The organism is Herbaspirillum sp. Her2 (assembly GCF_057961375.1).
The window spans coordinates 746,793-763,846 of record NZ_CM176331.1 but is presented as its reverse complement, the minus strand read 5'-3'; the positions used below and the strand labels follow the sequence as shown (position 1 = coordinate 763,846).

Genomic DNA, 17,054 nt, shown 5'->3' with positions numbered 1-17,054 from the left:
CTTATATATCGCACTCCCAGGATTGCATTAGTATCGCCAGCATCAGACCGGCATCCGCACACAAGCCCCACCAAGACGCGGAGCACGGTACTGGGCCGGAACCACCTTCAAGCGGCAAGGCACGCCACCCTCTCAGAATGATCACGGCGGCGCGGTCACATGCCAGGTTCCATCGATAAAAAATACCAGGAGACAATCCCATGCAAGCCACTCGCCATCCGGTGGATGAACGCCTACCCGTATTCAAGCTCTTTGCCCTCGGCATGCAGCACGTGCTGGTGATGTATGCCGGTGCGATTGCCGTGCCGCTCATCATCGGTGGTGCGCTCAACCTGCCCAAGTCCGAGATCGCCTACCTCATCAGTGCCGACCTGTTCTGCTGCGGGCTGGTGACCATCATCCAGAGTGCCGGCCTCTGGAAATTCGGCATCCGCATGCCCGTCATGATGGGCGTGACCTTTGCCGCCGTGGGGCCGATGGTGGCCATGGCCAACAATCCGCAGCTGAACATCCTGCATATCTACGGGGCGGTGATTGCTTCGGGCGTATTCTGCATCCTCGCCTCGCCCTACATGAGCAAGCTCATGCGTTACTTTCCGCCGGTGGTCACCGGCACTGTCATCACGGTGATCGGCGTCTCGCTCATGGGCGTGGGCATCAACTGGGCCGCAGGTGGACAGCCGGTGATCGGCAAGCTGGTCGACGGGGTCTTCGTGAAAGTCCCCAATCCCGACTACGGCTCGCCGCTGTCGCTCTCGATTGCGGCGGTGGTGCTGGTCTCGATCCTGCTCATCACCAAGTACACGCGGGGGTTCATCTCCAACATCTCAGTGTTGATGGGCATGGTGGTCGGTTTCGTGATTGCCTTTGCCTTGGGCAAGATCAGCTTTGACGGGCTGGATGCGGCGGACTGGTTCGCCTTCATCCAGCCCTTTCACTATGGGCTGCCGCAATTCGACATTGCCTCCATCATCAGCATGTGCCTGGTGATGATCGTGACGATGATCGAATCGACCGGCATGTTCATGGCCTTGGGCGACATCGTCGGCCGCCGCATCGACGACCGCACGCTGGCCAGCGGCTTGCGCGTGGATGGCCTGGGCACGGTGATCGGCGGTCTCTTCAACACCTTCCCTTACACCTCCTTCTCGCAGAACGTCGGGCTGGTGGGCGTGACCGGCATTCGCAGCCGTTTCGTCTGTGTGGCGGCCGGGGTGATCCTGATTGCGTTTGGCCTGTTCCCCAAGATGGCGCACGTGGCCGCGTCGATTCCGCAATTCGTGCTGGGCGGTGCCGGCATCGTGATGTTCGGGATGGTGGCGGCGACCGGCATCAAGATCCTGTCCAAGGTCGATTTCCACGGCAACCGCAACAATCTCTTCATCGTCGCCATCAGCATTGGCGTGGGCATGATCCCCATCGTTGCGCCGACCTTCTTCGACAAGATGCCGCATCTGCTGGGCACCATCTTCCACAGCGGCATCCTGCTGGCCTCGGCCATGGCGGTCGGATTGAACCTGTTCTTCAATGGCCGGGGCAGTGAAGAGGACGTGGCCCGCTATGCGGTGGCGGCGGCGCAGAGTTCGGATCACTGAAGCGGGTGCGGCGAGATATGCCGCTGCGCATACGGCCCAGATGAAACCGTTGATGCCATCCGGGCCAAGATGTTTTAAAGTCTCATCTGCGCTGCAGACCGCACCGGGCGGGCTTTGGCGCAGACCGTGAGACGACAGCCGCAGACAACAATCGGTGCCGACAATCCTGATTTTCATGAGGGATGTCGGCGTCGGCTTTGCGGCATCACCCATGAACACAGCGAGGGAGCCGGCGGCGAGCCGACCGGCCAGCACATGACGACGACACTGGAACACCTGAACGCAGCCGAGACTTCGGCCTTCATCGCCGCCCTGCACGGCATTTACGAGCACTCTCCCTGGATTCCCGAGCGGGCGGCGCTGCAGCGTCCCTTCCGCAATCTCACCGCCTTCAAGCTGGCCTTGCACAAGGTCGTGACCGACGCCAGCCGCGCCGAGCAACTGGGCCTGATCCGCGCCCACCCCGAACTGGCTGGCCGCGCCGCGATTGCCGGCGAGCTGACGGCCGAGTCCACGGGTGAGCAGGCCAAGGCTGGATTGAACCTGTGCAGCCCGGAAGAATTTGCCCGGCTGCAACAGCTCAATGCCGACTACAACGCGAAGTTCGGTTTTCCCTTCATCCTGGCGGTGAAGGGTCCTACTGGTGCGGGCCTGACGCGCCAGCAGATCATCGCCACGTTTGCGCGCCGCCTGCGCAACCAGCCGGAAGACGAAGTGCGTGAAGCCCTGCGCCAGATCGGCCGCATTGCCGAGATGCGCATCAACGACCTGCTGGGCTATCGCCCGGCGATGGGGGCCACGGTGATGCAGTGGGCTGAAGAAATCGGCGCCCTGTCGGAAGACGAAGGCGCGCTCACCTGTACTTATCTCACCGAGACGCACCAGCGTACTGCCCAGCAGATTGCGCAGTGGATGCGCGAGGCGGGCATGCATGTGCATATCGATGCTGTGGGCAACGTGGTGGGGCGTTATCTTTCCACGGATCCGCAGGCCAGGACCTTGCTCACCGGTTCGCACTACGACACGGTGCGCAATGGCGGCAAGTACGATGGGCGCGAGGGAATCTTGCTGCCCATTGCGGTGGTGAAGCATTTGCATGAACGTGGCGAGACCTTGCCTTTCCATTTCGAGGTGATTGGATTTTCGGAAGAAGAAGGCGTGCGTTTCAAGAGCACCTTCCTGGGCAGCAATGCGGTGACCGGCCATTTCGACATGAAACTGCTGGACCTGCAGGACAAGGATGGCATCAGCATGCGCGAGGTGATCACCCAGGCGGGCCATGATGTGGCGGCCATCCCGCAGATTGCGCGTGATCCGGCCGACATCCTGGGCTATGTGGAGGTACACATCGAGCAGGGACCGGTATTGCTCAATCGTGATTTGCCGGTGGGCATTGTCACTTCGATTGCGGGCAGTTCGCGCTATCTGGTGGAGTTGAAGGGAGTGGCCAGCCACGCGGGTACCACGCCGATGGACATGCGCAAGGATGCGGCGGCAGCGGCGGCCGAGATCATCCTTTATGTGGAGCAGCGTTGTTCGCAGGATCAGCATGCGGCGCTGGTGGGCACGGTGGGGCAATTGCAGGTACCGCGCGGATCGACGAATGTGATTCCGGGTGCGTGCCAGTTGTCGCTGGACATACGTGCGGCGGTGGATGAGGTGCGTATGGCGGCGGTGAAGGACATCCTGGGCAAGATCGAGGAGATCTGTGGCCGGCGCAGCATTGATTTCAAGCTGGAGGAGACCTTGAGCGCAGCGGCTGCGCCGTGTGCGCCGTGGCTGATGGATCAGTTGCGTGCCGCGACGGAGCGTGCCGGCGTGACGCCGTTTGAGCTGGCGTCGGGGGCTGGGCATGATGCGATGGCGATAGCCAAGCTGACGGATGTCTGCATGTTGTTTACGCGATGTGGCAATGGAGGCATCAGCCACAATCCGCTGGAGACGATGACGGCGGATGATGCGGAGGTATCGGGGCAGATTTTGCTGGATTTCCTGCGCAGTTTTGAGGCGAAGCGTTAATGATTTATATGATTTAGCGTTCTGCGCGTCTTCGATACGCGGCTGTGCCGCTACTCAGTCCGAACGGGAATTTGCAGCACAGGTCCGGACGAAGCCGCAGGCGAGTACGACCGAAGCCGCAGGCGAGCAAGACAAGGGCGATGCCGCAGGCGAGCCCGAGTTGGTGTTGGCCCCATAGGGCCAGCCGCCGCAGCGGAGCGAAAAGTGGATCAGAAGGATAGTGGGAGCGAAGCGACTCTATCCTTCCCACTTTTCGCTTCGCTGCGGCGGGGACCCTCCGCAGGAGGGCTGGCTCTTTGGGGTCGCCTTCTTTTGCTTACTTTTCTTGGCGAGACAAGAAAAGTAAGCGGCTGCCGGGCCGCTCCCGGCGCTCCGTTCCGCCCGGAGAGAGAAAGTAATTAAGCTAGAGCGCAGGAAGAAATTCCGTGCAGACTACCCAAAGCTCAACAACACGAAAACACCAGCATTAAGCAAACCTTAACGCAAAACAAAACCAGCATTAAACGGACCTAAACCCTCCCAACAACCCCACCCGTCGCAGTCGTTAATAGGGCAAGAAAGGGACTCCCCCCCTGTCACCTGCGCCGACCCGCAAGTCAAACACATCAACAAGGAAGCCAAGAAGGAGTCCAACATCATGCAAGAGCAAGCAACAGGCAAGACGCTGTTGATCAGGAACGCGCGCGTCCTGGTCACGATGAACGAGGGCCGTGAAGAGATCGCCGATGGTGCGCTTTACATCAGGGGCAAGGTCATCGAGCAGGTCGGCAAGACGGAAGATCTGCCGCAAGAGGCGGACGAGGTCATTGATGCCAGCCATCACGTGGTCATCCCGGGCCTGATCAACACGCACCACCACATGTACCAGAGCCTGACGCGTGCGATCCCTAGCGCGCAGAATGGCGAGCTGTTCAACTGGCTGACCAATCTGTATCCGATCTGGGCGGGCCTGACGCCGGAGATGATCCGGGTATCGACGCTGACGGCCATGGCCGAGTTGATCCTGTCGGGCTGTACCACCAGCAGCGACCACCTCTACATCTACCCCAACCAGACCCGCCTGGACGACAGCCTGGAGGCTGCGGCCCAGATCGGCATGCGATTCCACGGAGCGCGAGGTGCCATGAGCGTAGGCCAGTCCAAGGGAGGATTGCCGCCGGACCGTGTGGTGGAAGAAGAGCCTGCGATCCTCAAGGACACACAACGCCTCATCGAGACTTACCACGACAGCCAGCGCCACGCCATGCAGCGCATCGTCGTCGCCCCTTGCTCCCCCTTCTCGGTCTCACGCGACCTGATGCGCGAGGCCGCCGACCTGGCGCGTCACTATGGCGTATCGCTGCACACGCACCTGGCCGAGAACGTCAACGACATTGCCTACAGCCGCGAGAAATTCAACATGACGCCGGCGGAATATGCCGAAGATTGCGGCTGGGTCGGCCACGACGTCTGGCACGCCCACTGCGTGCAGCTCGACGAGCATGGCATCGACCTGTTTGCCCGCACCGGCACGGGCGTGGCGCACTGTCCCTGTTCCAACATGCGGCTGGCCTCCGGCATTGCGCCCATCCGCAAGATGCTGGATGCGGGCGTACCGGTCGGCCTGGGCGTGGACGGCAGTGCGTCCAATGACAGTGCCCACATGCTGGGCGAAGTCCGCCAGGCCATGCTGCTGCAACGGGTCGGCTTCGGCCCCGACGCCATGACCGCGCGGCAGGCGCTGGAAGTGGCCACCCTGGGCGGTGCCAAGGTATTGAATCGCGACGACATCGGCGCGCTCAAGCCCGGCATGTCCGCCGACGTCGTGATGTTCGACACGCGCCAGATCGCCTTTGCCGGCGCACTGCATGATCCGGTGGCCGCACTCGTTTTCTGCACCCCGGCCAACGTGAACACCAGCATCATCAACGGCCGCGTGATCGTGCGCGAGGGACAGCTCACCACCATTGACCTGGGGGCGGTGCTGGAGCGGCACAATCATCTCGCGTACCAGCTGGCCGAAGCGGCGCGCTGACATGGGCAAAGGGAAAAGCAGCATGCGTATTGCAGACATGAAAATAGGGGCGCGACTGGCGCTGGCTTTCGGTGCCGTCATGGTGCTGTTGCTGGCCATTGCGGTACTGGGCAATCTTCAACTGGGGCGACTGGCCGACGGGATCGGCCTGATCGTCAAGGACCGCTACCCCAAGACGGTGATGGCCAACACGGTACAGATCCAGGTCAACAAGATCGCGCTCGACATCCGCGACATCCTGCTCACTGATGATCCGCAACGCATCAAGGCCCTGGTCGCCGACGCCACCGCAGCGGACCGCAAGATGAACGAGTCGCTGGCCAGGCTCAAGGAGGTAGCGCGGTCCGAAGAAGACAAGCGCTACGTCGAGGCTGCCATGACCGCGCGCCAGGCCTACGTACCGGCGCGCGACAAGCTCCTGGCCCTGGCACTGGCGGGCCAGGTGGACGAGGCCAAACAATACCTGCCGCAGCAATTCATGCCGGTACAGATCAAGTACTTCATCGCGCTCGATGTCATGTTCGACTACCAGGGCGGCCTGATGGATGCAGCCGGCGAGGCCGCCACCCAGGACTCCGCCAGCGCTCGCAACATCATCAACGGCCTGGCGCTGGCTGCCCTGCTGCTGGCGGCGGGCGTGGCATGGCTGGTCTCGCGCAGCATTGCGCGGCCGCTGGTCAATGCGGTGGACGTGGCGCGGCGGGTGGCGCAAGGCGACTTGTCGGCGCGGGTCGAGGTGAGCTCACGGGACGAGACAGGCGAACTGATGATGGCCTTGAAGCTGATGAACGACAACCTGCGCAACATCGTCAGCCGCGTGCGCCTTGGCACCGACACCATCCATCATGCTGCTGAAGAAATCGCCAGCGGCAACCTGGACCTGTCGGCGCGTACCGAGCAGCAGGCAGGCTCCATCGAAGAGACCGCTGCCGCCATGGAAGAACTGACCTCCACCGTCAGGCAGAACGCCGACAATGCCCGCCAGGCCACCGAGCTGGCCGGGAATGCTTCGCACATTGCGGTGCAGGGCGGTGAGGTGGTGGAGCAGGTGGTCAGGACGATGGCCGACATCAATGCCTCCTCGCGCCAGATCGTGGACATCATCAGCGTCATTGATGGGATTGCCTTCCAGACCAACATCCTGGCCCTGAATGCGGCCGTGGAGGCGGCGCGCGCGGGCGAACAGGGACGCGGCTTCGCAGTGGTGGCCTCCGAAGTGCGGTCACTGGCACAACGCAGCGCCACCGCCGCCCGTGAAATCAAGGAGCTGATCAACGATTCGGTGGGCCGCATCGACAGCGGCGCCACGCTGGTACAGCAGGCCGGCAGCACCATGCATGAGGTGGTGCAGAGCGTGCAGCGGGTCAACGCCATCATTACTGAAATCAGCGCGGCCAGCCGGGAACAGAGCAGCGGCATCGAAGAGATCCACCGCGCCATCACCCTCATGGACGAATCGACCCAGCAGAATGCGGCGCTGGTGGAAGAAGCAGCCGCAGCTGCCCAGGCCATGCGCCATCAGGCCGGACAGTTGCAGGAGGCGGTGGAAGTGTTCAGGCTTGATGCGTGAGGCTCGGGGAGCGCAACGCCGGTTCGCCACGATCCTCTGCAACCGGCGCAGGTGCAAGCGGTGCCCTGACAAGTCTTGCAAGATGGATTATTATTCCTCCCGTCATTGCTGAGCTGCGTCGAGAGCGCAGGGCAGTGGCGAAAAATGAAGAAGTAGAAAAATACGACATTCAACAACACAGATGTCAGGGGAAAAATGAGATTGACTGGATTGGCTTTGGCCACGGCCATCGCATTGACAGGCTGCGCAAGTCTCAAGCAGACGCTGCCGGAAAACTATCAGGGGCCGAAGGCAACCATCAAGGACTCGACCAAGCGCCACTCGTCCCAAAAAGCCGATATCTTCTACATCGATACCGTTGATGGCGAGTCAGTCCTCACTTCCCCCATGCGTACGCGTGCGGAGAACCAGGGCAAGTTTTTGTTCATGCGTGTCTACCTGATCAGCCACGATTTCCCGATCCAACCCACCACCTTGGGCATTCGCGGCGAGACGCAATATGCCGCGCCCATCCTGGCCTTGACCAATCCTGTCTATCGCGTTGAGGGCAAGGTCCAGTTCACGCCGGAAGCCGGCAAGGTCTACGTGGTCAAGGGGGAACTGGGCGAAGATTATTCCGCGGTATGGATCGAGGAAGAACAAACGCATACCGTGATCGACAAGAAGATCGAGACGAATGGCTCCGCCAAAGCGGGCGCCATCCAGAAATAAGAAGCAAGAAAAACATCGCCATCACAACCCAAGGGGAAAACCAATGAAAGTCATGCTGTTCAGTCTCGCGCTGGTCTCAGCGCTGTCCGGTTGCGCCGTGCCCATGGCCGATCCGGCCAAGGATGCACAACTCAAGGAATTCAAGATCGACAAGGACAAGAGTGCCGTCTACATCTATCGCAATGAAACCATGGGCGCGGCCGTGCGCATGGATGTCGCGGTAGATGGCGCGCCACTGGGCCGCACGGCTGCACACACTTATCTCTACAAGGAGCTGACGCCTGGCAAGCACGTCATCACCTCCACCGCCGAAAATACCGAAACGCTGGAGATCGATGCCAAGCCGGGCGTACTGACCTATATCTGGCAGGAAGTGAAGATGGGTATCCTGATGGCGCGCAACAAGTTGCACCTGGTCGATGAAGAAGAAGGACAGGCCGGCGTCAAGGAAAGCAAGCTGGCTGAATCAAAGTAAGCCGGCTCGATGAAGCACGGCCCCTTGTGACGCTCTTCCTCCAGAACGTCGCAAGGGGCCGTTTTCATTGTGTCGCCCCCTACCCCCACACCTCCGCCACCCGCAACAGATTCGTACTGCCCGGCTGCCCGAAGGGCATGCCTGCGGTGATCGCGATCTGGTCTCCCTTGCGCGCAAACCCTTCGCGCACCGCCGCCTGGCAGGCCGCGCTGACCATCTGGCGTTCGTCATGCACGGCTTCGCTGATGGTGGAATGCACGCCCCACACCAGCGCCAGCCGCCGCGCCGTGGCCAGTTGCGGCGTGATGCTCAAAATGGGCGCAGCAGGACGTTCGCGCGCCGCGCGCAGGCTGGTATGCCCCGAGCTGGTATAGGTCACGGTGGCGCTCGCCCCAAGGATGCCGGTGACGTCACGCAGCGCCGCGCAGATGGCGTCGGGCCGGTTGCGTTCGGGGGTCGCGTATTGCGCCTGCATCAGGGTGCGATACAGCGGATCCTTCTCCACCTCCGCAATCACCCGGTCCATCATCGTGACCGCCTGCAAGGGATAGCTGCCATTGGCCGACTCGGCCGACAGCATCACCGCATCCGATCCATCATAGATGGCACTGGCCACATCCGAGACTTCGGCCCGCGTGGGTACCGGTGCGACAATCATCGATTCCAGCATTTGCGTGGCGATCACGATGGGCTTGCCCTGCTGGCGGCAGGCGCGCAGGATGCGCTTTTGCGTGCCCGGCACGCACTCCGGCGGCAGCTCCACACCGAGGTCGCCGCGCGCCACCATGATGGCGTCCGACACTGCCACGATCTCATCGAGCCGCTCCAGCGCGGCCGGTTTCTCCAGCTTGGAGAGGATGGCCGCGCGGCCCGCCACCAGCGCCCGCGCCTCCAGCACATCCTCGGGGCGCTGCACGAAGGACAGCGCGATCCAGTCCGCGCCCATCTCCAGCGCGAAGTCCAGATCACGGCGGTCCTTGGCGGTGAGCGCCGGAATCGGCAAGACCGCATCGGGCACATTGACGCCCTTGCGATCGGAGACCACGCCGCCATTGACCACGCGCGTGCGAATGGCATGGCCATCGCTGGCTTCTACCTGCAGGCGCAGCTTGCCGTCATCGATGAGCAGGCTTTGTCCGGCTTGAATGGCCTCGAACAATTCAGGATGGGGCAGGCAGACGCGGCGCTGGTCGCCAGGAGAGGCATCACGGTCGAGGGTGAACACCTGCCCGGTTTGCAGCACTGTCCTGCCCCCGGCAAACTGGCCTATGCGCAGCTTGGGGCCCTGCAGGTCGGCCAGCACGCCGATGGGGCGGCCGACTTCGCGCTCCACCTGGCGCACGATCTGGTAACGCGCGTGATGATCGGCGTGGCTGCCGTGACTGAAGTTGAAACGAAATACGTCAGCACCGGCGTCGAAGAGCGCGCGGATCATCTCCGGCGTGGCGCTGGAGGGACCGAGGGTGGCGACGATTTTGGCCTGGCGTAGTCGGCGCATGGAAAACCTCTTGTTCTGGTTGGATACAAAAAAACCGTTCGGACTGAGTAGATCCGCAGGATCGTATCGAAGGCGCGCAGTCGTCTGTGCGCCTTCGATACGCCGCATGCGCGGCTACTCAGTCCGAACGGGATGTGAAGTGAAGCCGAGGCGAAATACGCGCAGTCTCACTTCACATTGACATCATCATTCGCTCAGGCCTTGGCGATCTCGTGATTGGACAGGATCTCCACCGCCCGGCACAGCGCCGAGTGATCCATCCCCGCCAGTCCATTGGCGGCGCAGGCGTTCATCAGCTCCTGGGCCGCGGCAGTATTGGGCAAGCTGATGCCCAGTGCCTTGGCGCCTTGCAGGGCCAGGTTCAAATCCTTCTGGTGCAGCTCGATGCGGAAGCCCGGCGCGAAAGTCCGTTTGACCATGCGCTCGCCGTGCACTTCAAGGATGCGCGAGGAGGCAAATCCACCCATGAGCGCCTGCCGCACCCGTGCCGGATCGGCCCCGGCCTTGGAGGCGAAGAGCAAGGCCTCGGCCACGGCCTGGATGTTCAGGGCCACGATGATCTGGTTGGCGACCTTGGTGGTCTGGCCATCGCCGTTGCCGCCGACCAGGGTGATGTTCTTGCCCATCAGTTCGAACAGCGGCTTGACATCGTTGAAGGCCGATTCCGAACCGCCGACCATGATGGTGAGCGAGGCCGCCTTGGCGCCCACTTCACCGCCCGAGACCGGCGCGTCCAGATATTGGCAACCGAGCGCATTGATCTTCTGCGCGAACTCCTTGGTGGCGATGGGCGAGATGGAGCTCATGTCCACCACGATCTTGCCCGGCGACAGGCCTTCGGCCACGCCCTTCTCGCCGAAGAGAACGGCCTGCACGTGGGGCGTATCCGGCACCATGACGATGACGATGTCAGCGCGCCGCGCCACTTCCGCACCCGACGTGCAGACGGTGGCCCCGCCCTCCAGCAAGGGCGCCGGGGGATTTTTCTGGTCGTGCAGGTAGAGCTTGTGGCCGCCCTTCTGCAGGTTTTCCGCCATGGGTGCGCCCATGATGCCCAGGCCGATGAATCCAACTTTTGCCATGCTGTGTCTCCTCAAGAAAGATGAAATCCTGCTGTCATGTGTTCAGGCTGTCTGCAATCCGTGTTGCGCGATCCAGCCCAGTCCTGCAACGGTCCCGGCCTGCGGTTTGTATTCGCAGCCGATCCAGCCGCGATAGCCGATGGCCTCCAGCCAGTTGAACAGGTAGCGGTAATTGATCTCGCCGCTGCCGGGTTCACCGCGTCCGGGGTTGTCGGCCAGCTGCACGTGGCCGATCAGGGATAGGTTGGCCTTGAGCGTGTTGGCCAGTTCGCCCTCCATGCGCTGCATGTGATAGATGTCGTATTGCACGAAGAGATTGTCCGAGCCCGTGGCCAGGATCAGCTCCACCGCCTGGCGCGTGGTGTTGAGGAAGAAGCCGGGAATGTCGAAGTGATTGATCGGCTCGATCAGCAGACGGATGCCCTGCTCCTTCAGGCGCGTGGCCGCGTATTTCAAATTGCCGACCAGCACCTCGCGCGCCGCTTCGCGCGAGACGCCCGGCGGCAGGATGCCGACCAGGCAGTTGAGTTGCGGCACCTCCAGCGCGCGGGCATAGCGGATCGCCTCATCGACCCCGGCACGAAACTCCGCCACGCGATCGGGATGGCAGGCGATGCCGCGTTCACCGGCGTCCCAGTTGCCGGCCGGGAGGTTGTGCAGCACGAGTTGCAGGCGATGCGTGCGTAATTGATCGGCGATCTGTTCCGGCGCGAAGGCGTAGGGGAAGAGGAATTCCACTGAACGAAAGCCGGCCTGCGATGCGGCCTGGAAGCGTTCCAGGAAAGGCTGTTCAGTAAACAGCATGGTGAGATTGGCGGCGAGTTGGGTCATGCGAGTCTCCTTGGTTTTCAGTCGAGCAGGCTGATGGCAGTGGGCGCATCATCGGCGCGCTCGGCCAGGGGTTCGAATTCATTGATGGCATCGATCTCGGTGCCCATGGCGATATTGGTGACGCGTTCGAGGATGATTTCCACCACCACCGGCACGCGGTATTCGGCCATCCAGCGCTGGGCCTGGACGAAGGCATCCTGGATGGCATTGGGATCGGTGACGCGGATGGCCTTGCAGCCCAGGCCCTCGACCACGGCCACGTGGTCCACGCCATAGCCGTTCAGTTCGGGGGCGTTGATGTTCTCGAAGGCCAGCTGCACGCAGTAATCCATGTCGAAACCGCGCTGCGCCTGGCGGATCAGGCCGAGGTAGGAGTTGTTGACCAGCACGTGCAGGTAAGGCAGCTTGAACTGCGCGCCCACGGCCAGTTCCTCGATCATGAACTGGAAGTCATAGTCGCCCGAGATGGCCACCACCTTCTTCTGCGGATCGGCCGCCACCACACCCAGTGCGGCAGGAATGGTCCAGCCCAGCGGCCCGGCCTGGCCGCAGTTGATCCAATGGCGATCGCGATAGACGTGCAGGAATTGCGCGGCCGCGATCTGCGACAGACCGATGGTCGCCACATAGCAGGTCTCACGGCCGAAGGCGCGGTTCATTTCCTCATACACGCGTTGCGGCTTGACGGGCGTGTCATTGAAGTGGGTGCGCCGCTGCAGCGACTTCTTGCGCTGCTGGCATTCGGCCAGCCAGGCAGAACGGTCGGGCAGGCGGCCGGCGGTCTTCCACTCCTTGGCCACTTCGACGAAGAGTTTCAGCGCGGCACCGGCATCGCTGACGATGCCGTAATCCGGACCGAAGACGCGGCCGATCTGGGTCGGTTCGATATCGACGTGGACGAAGGTACGGCCCTTGGTGAAGACATCGATGGAACCGGTATGGCGATTGGCCCAGCGGTTGCCGATGCCGAGCACGAAGTCCGAGGCCAGCAGGGTCGCGTTACCGTAGCGGTGGCTGGTTTGCAGGCCGACCATGCCGGCCATCTGCGGGTGGTCGTCGGCAATGGCGCCCCAGGCCATGAGGGTCGGAATCACGGGGATGCCGGTGAGCTCGGCGAACTCCACCGCCAGTGCGGCCGCATCGGCGTTGACCACGCCGCCGCCGATGGTCAGCAGCGGACGCTGGGCCGCGTTAAGCATGTCGAAGGCCTTCTCGATCTGGGCGCGGGTGGCGGCGGGACGATAGACCGGGAGCGGCGCGTAGGTATCGGGATCGAAATCGATCTCGGCCATCTGCACATCGAAGGGCAGGTCGATCAGGACCGGGCCGGGGCGGCCGGAGCGCATGAGGTGGAAGGCTTGCTGGAACACGCGCGGCACCAGGGCTGGTTCGCGCACGGTCACGGCCCATTTGGTGACGGGCTTGGCGATGGATTCGATGTCGACGGCCTGGAAGTCTTCCTTGTAGAGCCGGGCGCGGGGGGCCTGGCCGGTGACGCAGAGGATGGGGATGGAATCGGCCTGGGCGGAATAGAGCCCGGTGATCATGTCGGTCCCGGCCGGCCCCGAGGTACCGATGCACAGCCCGATGTTGCCGGCCTTGGCGCGGGTATAGCCTTCGGCCATGTGGGAGGCGCCCTCCACATGGCGGGCGAGGATGTGGCTGATGCCGCCGTGTTTCTTCAATGCCGAGTAGAAGGGATTGATGGCGGCGCCGGGCACGCCGAAGGCTTGCAGGCAGCCTTCCTTGACCAATACGTGCACTGCCGCGTCGACTGCTCTCATCTTTGCCATGCTCGTTCTCCAGGATGTCCGTTGGTGGATGTGTGATCGCTGGAGGCCATGCTAGTCATTACAAATCCGGATGATAAGTATCATCACAGTCCACTGATTACTGAGCAAAAGTATGGAAACATCCAAAAAGTATTGAATTACACTCAGGCCGGGAGGGATTGATGGACAAACTCAAGCAGATCGAAGCATTCGTGCTGGTGGTGGACAAGGGCAGCCTGGCGGCGGCGGCACTGGAAGACAAGGTGACGCCGGTGATGATGGGGCGGCGCATTGATGCGTTGGAGAAGCGTTTGGGCACCAAGCTCATGCATCGCACGACGCGGCATTTGACGTTGACGGAGCAGGGCAGCGTGTTCCTGGATCATTGCCGCAAGTTGCTGGAGCAGATGGACACGGCCGAGAAGAGCATTGCCGAGGGGCGCCACAAGGCCACGGGCCACCTGGTGGTCTCGACCCCGGCGGCGTATGGGCGGCTGCATGTGGCGCCGCATGCGCCGGCGTTTTTGGCGGCGCATCCGGAGGTACAGATTTCATTCAATCTGACGGATCGCGTGGTCGATCTGGTGCGCGAGGGGTATGACCTGGGCATCCGCATTGGGGGGGCGATTGAGCCGAGCTTTGTGGCGGTGCGGTTGGCGAGCAACCGGCGGGTGGTGTGTGCGGCGCCGGAGTATTTGCATCGTCATGGTGTTCCGCGCACGCTGGATGATCTGGCGCAGCACAACTGCCTGGCGTTCAATTTGCAGGGTGGGCAGCAGCGCGGATGGTATTTCCAGCAGAACGGCAAGCCGGTGATTGCCAAGGTGCAGGGCAATCTGGATTGCAACGATGGGGAGTTGTTGCATCGCTGGGCCAGTGAAGGGTTGGGGTTGGCGTGGCGGTCGACGTGGGAGATCCAGGCGCAGTTGGCGTCGGGGGAGTTGGTGACGGTGTTGGATGAGTATGCTTTGCCGCATTACGACATCATGGCGGTGTATCCGCAGCAGCGGCATTTGCCGGCGAAGACGCGGTTTTTCATTGATTACTTGAAGGACGTTTACGGGCAACAGGATTACTGGAATCGGGCGCGGAAGGTGTGAAACAGGGGACGGTGCGCCTTCGATACGGCCCTGACGGGCCTACTCAGGACGAACGGGCGTCGATAAAACAAGGGCAAAACCAAAGCCGACGAAGCCGCAGGCGAGTACGGCCGAGGCCGCAGGCGAGCGAGAAAGGGCGAGGCCGCAGGCGAGCGAGAAAAGGCGAGGCCGAAGGCGAGCCCGTGGGGGGGTGTCCCCATAGAGCCAGCCGCCGCAGCGGAGCGAAAAGTGGATCAGAAGGATAGTGGGAGCGAAGCGACTCTATCCTTCCCACTTTTCGCTTCGCTGCGGCGGGACCCTCCGCAGGAGGGCTGGCTCTTTGGGGTCGCCTTCTTTTGCTTACTTTTCTTGGCGAGACAAGAAAAGTGAGCGGCTGCCGGGCCGCCCCCGGCGCTCCGTTCCGCCCGGAGAGAGGAAATAATTAAGCTAGAGCGCAGGAAAGCATTCCGTGCAGACTACCCAAGCAAGCAATCAAACAAACAAGCAAGCAAATAATTTCCCCAAAACAACAAACCCCACCCCAAAAAGCCCCCGCAAGATAAAACTGGCAAAATCTCGCCTGCGAAACACAAGATTCCATACCTCCGTGTCACCAATGCGCAGCAACAATCTCCAGCGCCAGCGCTGATTTCCGCCGAAAATCCCACTTATAACTCCAGGTTAATAATGGCTATGTGCCATCCCTTACATCCCTCAGATGAAATTCAACGACATTAGCAACGCTGCCAAAACAATGCGAAAAGCACCCCCACCAGCACCGCCCATTTTTTGCCTGCCCCCGGCCCTGACGCATGCTCAAGCGCATGCACAGCGCCCATGCCAGGCAAGTTTTCCGGCGCATAAAAACGGACCAAACGGAGACAACCCACAATGAACGCCCTGAACAAGTTCTTCCGCCTGGAAGAGAACGGCACCACCGTCCGCACGGAGTTGCTGGCCGGCCTGACCACCTTTTTGACGATGGCTTACATCATCTTCGTCAACCCCAGCATTTTGGGCGATGCCGGCATGCCCAAGGACTCGGTCTTTGTGGCCACCTGTGTGGCGGCGGCGGTGGGCACGCTGATCATGGGCCTGTATGCCAACTATCCGATTGGCCTGGCCCCTGGCATGGGCTTGAATGCCTACTTTGCCTATGCCGTGGTCAAGGGCATGGGTTTCCCGTGGCAGGCTGCGCTGGGCGCGGTGCTGATTTCGGGCTGCCTGTTCTTGCTGGTGAGCGTGCTGCGGGTACGTGAGCTGATCATCAAGAGCTTCCCGCAGTCCTTGCGCACGGCCATCCCGGCCGGCATCGGACTGTTCCTGGCGATCATTTCCCTGAAGAGCGCCGGCATCGTCGCTGCCAACCCGGCCACCTTCGTCACCCTCGGCGACCTGCACCAGCCGGCCCCGGTGATGGCCATCATCGGCTTCCTGGTCATCGTGGCGCTGGACCGATTGAAGGTGCGTGGCGCGCTGCTGATCGGCATCCTGCTGGTGACGGTGCTGTCCTTCGTCTTTGGCGGCAACCATTTCTCCGGCATCTTCGCCGCCCCGCCCTCGATCGCCCCGACCTTCCTGCAGCTGGACATCAAGGGGGCCATTTCCATGGGCCTGTTGAATGTGGTGCTGGTGTTCTTCCTGGTCGAGCTGTTTGACGCTACCGGCACCCTGATGGGCGTGGCCACCCGTGCCGGCCTGATGAAGGACGGCAAGATGGAACGCCTGAACAAGGCCCTCATGGCCGACAGCACCGCCATTGTCGCCGGCTCCCTGCTGGGCACCTCCTCCACCACCGCCTATATCGAAAGCGCTGCCGGCGTGCAGGCCGGTGGCCGCACCGGCCTGACTGCGGTGGCCATTGCCGTGCTGTTCCTGCTGTGCCTGTTCATCGCCCCGCTGGCCGGCGTGGTCCCCGCCTACGCCACGGCACCGGCACTGTTCTTCGTGGCCTGCCTGATGCTGCGCGAACTGGTGCACATCGACTGGGAAGACACCACCGAATGCGTACCGGCCGTGATCACCGCATTGGTGATGCCCTTCACCTACTCCATTGCCAATGGCCTGGCACTGGGCTTCATCAGCTATGCCGGATTGAAGCTGCTGACGGGTCGTATGAAGGATGTATCAGTGGTAATCTGGATCATCGCCGCGATCTTCCTGTTCAAGATCATCTACCTCGGCGGTGAATGAGCGGCCAAGCGGCCTCATGAAGTAAAAGGAAAAATCGAAGAGGCAGCCCGGTGACAAACCGGCCGCCTCTTCGGGATCGTGACAAGAGGGAACCCGACAATCGTTCGCAACAATCATCCGCGGACAATCGGTTTCCTCTTTTGACGACCCCGGCACGTTTCTTGAATGCCATCTGGCCACGGGAGACACCACAGGCCGGCCACCGCCCCAAGCGG

Annotated in this window: 12 protein-coding genes; 8 read left to right on the top strand and 4 right to left on the bottom strand. The window is 62.0% G+C overall.

All coding sequences use genetic code 11. The features are described 5' to 3' along the window. The first annotated feature begins 200 nt into the window (after positions 1–200). The 6 genes from ACWHXP_RS03445 to ACWHXP_RS03420 all read left to right on the top strand — a co-directional run bounded on the left by ACWHXP_RS03445 (position 201) and on the right by ACWHXP_RS03420 (position 8,384). On the top strand, positions 201–1,595 hold the full coding sequence (locus tag ACWHXP_RS03445) for a nucleobase:cation symporter-2 family protein (protein WP_121044866.1): 1,395 nt from the start codon (positions 201–203) through the stop codon (positions 1,593–1,595). 255 nt (positions 1,596–1,850) lie between these two features. Next, positions 1,851–3,614 carry an allantoate amidohydrolase gene (locus ACWHXP_RS03440; RefSeq protein WP_310839770.1) on the top strand — a complete coding sequence of 588 codons (1,764 nt, stop codon included), beginning with the start codon at positions 1,851–1,853 and terminating at the stop codon, positions 3,612–3,614. A 637-nt stretch (positions 3,615–4,251) separates the two neighbouring features. Next, positions 4,252–5,628, top strand: a complete 1,377-nt coding sequence (locus tag ACWHXP_RS03435; protein ID WP_134222940.1) for an 8-oxoguanine deaminase — start codon at positions 4,252–4,254, stop codon at positions 5,626–5,628. A gap of 22 nt (positions 5,629–5,650) precedes the next feature. Continuing rightward, entirely contained in the window at positions 5,651–7,198 is a 1,548-nt protein-coding gene (locus tag ACWHXP_RS03430) for a methyl-accepting chemotaxis protein (protein ID WP_489634498.1), read from the top strand. Positions 7,199–7,393: 195 nt separating this feature from the next. Next, positions 7,394–7,909 (top strand): hypothetical protein, encoded by a 516-nt coding sequence (locus ACWHXP_RS03425; protein ID WP_147432036.1) that lies wholly within the window; start codon positions 7,394–7,396, stop codon positions 7,907–7,909. Between the two features lie 43 nt (positions 7,910–7,952). Further along, complete coding sequence (locus ACWHXP_RS03420) at positions 7,953–8,384, top strand: DUF2846 domain-containing protein (protein WP_489634499.1); 432 nt, start codon at positions 7,953–7,955, stop codon at positions 8,382–8,384. Between the two features lie 79 nt (positions 8,385–8,463). Here the strand turns inward: ACWHXP_RS03420 and pyk are convergent, their stop codons facing one another. The 4 genes from pyk to gcl all read right to left on the bottom strand — a co-directional run bounded on the left by pyk (position 8,464) and on the right by gcl (position 13,588). Continuing rightward, complete coding sequence (gene pyk, locus ACWHXP_RS03415) at positions 8,464–9,882, bottom strand: pyruvate kinase (RefSeq protein ID WP_489634500.1); 1,419 nt, start codon at positions 9,880–9,882, stop codon at positions 8,464–8,466. Between the two features lie 194 nt (positions 9,883–10,076). Beyond that, positions 10,077–10,964, bottom strand: a complete 888-nt coding sequence (locus tag ACWHXP_RS03410) for a 2-hydroxy-3-oxopropionate reductase (RefSeq protein WP_343724619.1) — start codon at positions 10,962–10,964, stop codon at positions 10,077–10,079. Between the two features lie 42 nt (positions 10,965–11,006). After that, positions 11,007–11,795, bottom strand: a complete 789-nt coding sequence (gene hyi / locus ACWHXP_RS03405) for a hydroxypyruvate isomerase (RefSeq protein ID WP_489634501.1) — start codon at positions 11,793–11,795, stop codon at positions 11,007–11,009. Between the two features lie 17 nt (positions 11,796–11,812). Then, on the bottom strand, positions 11,813–13,588 hold the full coding sequence (gcl, locus tag ACWHXP_RS03400; RefSeq protein ID WP_489634502.1) for a glyoxylate carboligase: 1,776 nt from the start codon (positions 13,586–13,588) through the stop codon (positions 11,813–11,815). 161 nt (positions 13,589–13,749) lie between these two features. Here gcl and ACWHXP_RS03395 point away from each other — a divergent pair, with 161 nt between their 5' ends. After that, positions 13,750–14,667: a LysR family transcriptional regulator gene (locus ACWHXP_RS03395; protein ID WP_489623368.1), complete on the top strand. Its 918-nt coding sequence runs from the start codon at positions 13,750–13,752 to the stop codon at positions 14,665–14,667. 870 nt (positions 14,668–15,537) lie between these two features. Then, entirely contained in the window at positions 15,538–16,839 is a 1,302-nt protein-coding gene (locus ACWHXP_RS03390; protein ID WP_489634503.1) for an NCS2 family permease, read from the top strand. Positions 16,840–17,054: the final 215 nt, after the last annotated feature.